This is a genomic window from Protofrankia sp. CiP1_Cm_nod2 (assembly GCF_920664355.1).
GTDB lineage: Bacteria > Actinomycetota > Actinomycetes > Frankiales > Frankiaceae > Protofrankia.
In genome coordinates this window covers 25411-29154 of the sequence record NZ_CAKKTL010000042.1, presented here as the reverse complement: position 1 = coordinate 29154, position 3744 = coordinate 25411, and the positions used below count along the sequence as shown (strand labels likewise).

Here is a 3744-nt window from a genome sequence, read left to right as displayed (position 1 = left end):
CAGGACGGGCAGGACGGGCAGGATGTACGGCGCACCGGGGGAGCGGGTGACGCGCGGGCAGCCATCGCCACGGACGGTGACAGGCCGCCGCGCCCGGGCGGCCGGGGCTGGCGTGCCGTCCACAGCGTGGGCGTCGACCCGTGCGCGCGTCCCGAGGAGGGCGACGTGGACGTGCCGGTCGGCGACAACCTCGCCCTGGTGTTACGCGGACGCCCACTGCCGGCCGCGGACCGCCGGATACTCGCCGCGTTCGCCGTGCAGGCCGCGCTCGCCCTTGAGCAACGCCGGCTCGCCGAAGCCGCCGCCGAGGCCGGGCCGCTGGCCGAGGCGGACCGGGTGCGCACCGCCCTGCTGGCCGCGGTCAGCCACGACCTGCGCTCACCGCTGGCCTCGGCCAAGGCGGCCGTCGCGAGCCTGCGCAGCCAGGACGTCGTCTGGACGCCGGACGAGCAGGCGGAGCTGCTGGCCACCGCCGACGAGTCCATGGACCGGCTCAGCCGGCTCGTCGACAACCTGCTGGACATGAGCCGGCTGCAGGCCGGGGTGCTCAGCGTCTTCCCCCGCCAGACCGGTCTCGACGACGTCGTCCCGCACGCCCTCGACGAGCTCGGGGCACCCGGCCGGACGGTGGAGATCCAGGTGCCGGACGGCCTGCCCGACATCTACGCCGACCCCGCGCTGCTGGAGCGGATCGTGGTCAACCTCGCCGCCAACGCCCTGCGGCACTCCCCGGCGGGGACCCATCCCGTCATCACCGCGAGCGCGCTGGAGGACAGGGTCGAGCTGCGGGTCATCGACCGTGGGCCCGGTATCCCGGCGGAGAACCGGGACCGGGTCTTCCAGCCGTTCCAGCGCCTCGGTGACCGGGACAACACCACTGGTGTCGGGCTCGGCCTCGCCCTCTCCCGCGGCCTGGCCGAGGCCATGGGCGGCTCCCTCGTCACCGACGACACCCCCGGCGGCGGGCTCACGATGGTCCTGGCGCTGCCCGCCGCCTGGTCCGTCCAGCAGCCGGTCCCCGCTGTTCCGCCCAGCGGATGACCTGGAGTTTCAGGCCGCCCCGCCGTGTGCGCGGGCAACCGGCGCCGCCGCCCACGGCGACCGTCCGGAATACTCCCGCCCCGCCCCGCCGTGTGCGCGGGCAACCGGCGCGGATGTTTCCGTCAGGGGCCGGCCGGGCGGTTGAAGACGGGTGGGCGGCGCTGCAGGAAGGCGTCGATGCCCTCGGACAGGTCGGGGCCGTGGTGCAGCGCCGCCACGCTCCAGTAGCTGGTCGTCATCGCGGTGGCGAGATCGACCTGCCAGGCCGAGCGCAGCGCCTGCTTGGTCGCCTCGACGGCCCGCCAGGACTTCGCCGCGATCTTCGAGGCCAGCTCGACGGCGGCCGGGATCAGCTCGTCGGGCTCGACCACCCGGTTGACCAGCCCGATCTCGAGCGCGCGGGCGGCGTCGAGCAGCTCGCCGGTCAGGGCCAGCTCGGCCGCGAGGCCGGAGCCGAGGAGCCTGGGCAGGAACCACGTCCCGCCGTTGCCGGGCGGCAGCCCGATGTTGATGTAGGTCTCGCCCAGCCTGGCCACTGTCGAGGCGATCCGCAGGTCGCAGGCCAGGGCGAGATCGAGGCCGCCCGCGGTGGCGCCGCCGTTGATCGCCGCGATTGTCGGCAGCCGCGAGGCGACGACCCGCTGGGTGACCGGGAAGAGCACCCGGGCGTTGTAGGGCTCCTGCTCGACGGCGAGCCGGTGGTCGATGTACTCCCGCATCGCCTTCAGGTCGGCGCCGGCGGAGAACTGCCGGCCGGCACCGGTGAGGACCAGGCAGCGCACCGTGCGGTCGGCCTCGAGCGCCGTCAGCGCCGCCAGCAGGTCGCGGACGAGCTCCGGCACGACACCGTTGCCGCGGTCCGGACGGTTGAGCGTCACCAGCACGACCCCGTCGGCCACCTGCTCGTGGAAAAGGGTCTCCAGATCGACTCGCTTGCCCATCGTCAGGCCACCTTCTCAAGGATGGTCGCGACCGCGGCCGCGTAGGTACCCGCCAGCCAGCCGCCGGCGTTCACGGCCATGCCCACCCGGGCCCCCTCGACCTGCCGGCCGCCGGCCCGTCCGGTGAGCTGGTCGTAGATCTCGACGAGCTGCGCGCAGCCCGTCGCCCCGATGGGATGCCCGCGGCTGAGCAGCCCCCCGCTGACGTTCACCGGCAGCCGCCCGCCCAGGGCGGTGGCGCCGGAGCGCAGGAGCAGGTGCCCCTCGCCGGGGGCGCACAGGCCGATGTCGGCGTACTGGAGGATCTCCGCGGGCGCGGCGGCGTCGTGCAGCTCAAGCACGTCGAGGTCGTCGGGCCCGAGGCCGGCGTCGTCGAACGCCGCGCCCGCGGCGGCGGCCACCGGCTGTGAGCCGGGCCCGGCACCGGCGGCGAGACGGGTCGCGCGTACCGCACACCCGGCCTGGCCCAGCCGCTGGGCGTAGTTCTCCGAGCACAGTACGGCGGCGGCGGCCCCGTCCGTCGTCGGCGAGCACATCGGCAGGGTCAGCGGGTCGACGATCACACGCCCGGCCAGCACCTCCTCGACCGTCTGCGGCTTCTGGAACTGGGCCAGCGGGTTGAGCGAGGCGTGCCGACGGTTCTTGACGGCGACCGCGGCGAGATCGGCGGCCGTCGCGCCGTACTCGGCCAGGTACTTCCGGGCCTCCTGGGCGTAGACGTCGACGAACACGGAGCTCGTGGCCGGCCCGTTCGCCGCGGGGGATACGGCCGAGACGTCGGTGGCCCCCCGCAGGGCGTCGAAGGCCCGGGACTTCTCGGTGTGCGAGAGCTTCTCGACACCGATGACCAGTGCCACGTCACAGCGCCCGGACAGGACGGCCTCGAACGCCAGACCGGCCGCCGAACTGCTGGACGCGCAGGCGTTCTCGACGTTGACCAGGGGGACCCCGGCCAGGCCGGTGCCCTGCAGCGCCACCTGCCCGCGGATCATCTCCTGCCCGGACACCAGGCCCGCGGCCGCGTTGCCGGAGAAGACGCGCTGCACGTCGGACGCGGTGATCCCCGCATCCTTCAGCGCGAGATCGACGACCTCCTCGACCATGGCCCGCTCACCGCGGCGCACATCCCGCCCGAAGCGGATCATGCCGACGCCGATGACCTGTACCCTGCCCATGATGAGCGCACCCTTCCTCGCCGGTCAGGCCGGCCGGTCAGCATTGCCGTCAGGCCGGTCAGCATTGCCGGTCAGCATTGCCGGTCGGTATTGCCGGTCAACATTGCCGGTCGGTATTGCCGGTCGGTATTGCCGGTCAGGCCGGCCGGTCAGCATTGCCGGCGGGCCGGTCGGTATTGCCGGTCGGCCCGCCGGTTCTGTCCGACGTCCGTGCCGGCGGAATACCGGCCCGTGGTTCCCGGAGCGCCACGGGCCGGCCCGCGGCGGGCGGAAATCCCGGATTCTCAGCCGGCCCGGCGGAACCAGGGAACGGGACGGCGCCCGATCTCGACAGCGTCCGCGCCGTGGAACTCGACCCGGCCGTCACAGGAATAGCCGCTCCACTCGCCGTCGGGATCGGGCCACAGCCGGCCGAGCAGCTGAACACCGTCATCGAGCTTGACGACACCGACCGCGTAGGGAAGGTCGTCCTCGAATCCGCTGGGCGGCCCCAGCCGCTGTACCGCGTAGCTGTGCAGCACACCCCGGCCGGACGACAGGACCCAGCTCAGATCTGTCTCGTAACAGAACGGGCAGAGATGACGGGG

The 3744-nt window shown here is 73.6% G+C and carries 4 protein-coding genes; 1 reads left to right on the top strand and 3 read right to left on the bottom strand.

From position 1 onward, the window contains the following. A partial coding sequence (locus NBW84_RS07080) for an ATP-binding protein (RefSeq protein WP_250282853.1) occupies positions 1-1041 on the top strand: 1041 nt, incomplete at its 5' end. Positions 1042-1163: 122 nt separating this feature from the next. Here NBW84_RS07080 and NBW84_RS07075 read toward each other — a convergent pair. From NBW84_RS07075 to NBW84_RS07065, 3 genes are all read right to left on the bottom strand, one after another. Next, a complete protein-coding gene (locus NBW84_RS07075; protein WP_250282851.1) occupies positions 1164-1982 on the bottom strand; it encodes an enoyl-CoA hydratase-related protein in 819 nt (272 codons plus the stop codon). 2 nt (positions 1983-1984) lie between these two features. After that, on the bottom strand, positions 1985-3157 hold the full coding sequence (locus NBW84_RS07070) for a thiolase family protein (RefSeq protein ID WP_250282849.1): 1173 nt from the start codon (positions 3155-3157) through the stop codon (positions 1985-1987). A gap of 284 nt (positions 3158-3441) precedes the next feature. Beyond that, a partial coding sequence (locus NBW84_RS07065; protein ID WP_250282846.1) for an OB-fold domain-containing protein occupies positions 3442-3744 on the bottom strand: 303 nt, incomplete at its 5' end.

Coding starts and splice junctions, on each gene's coding strand:
- NBW84_RS07075 (WP_250282851.1), bottom strand. CDS start 1,982: ATGGGCAAGCGAGTCGATCTGGAGACCCTTTTCCACGAGCAGGTGGCC.
- NBW84_RS07070 (WP_250282849.1), bottom strand. CDS start 3,157: ATGGGCAGGGTACAGGTCATCGGCGTCGGCATGATCCGCTTCGGGCGG.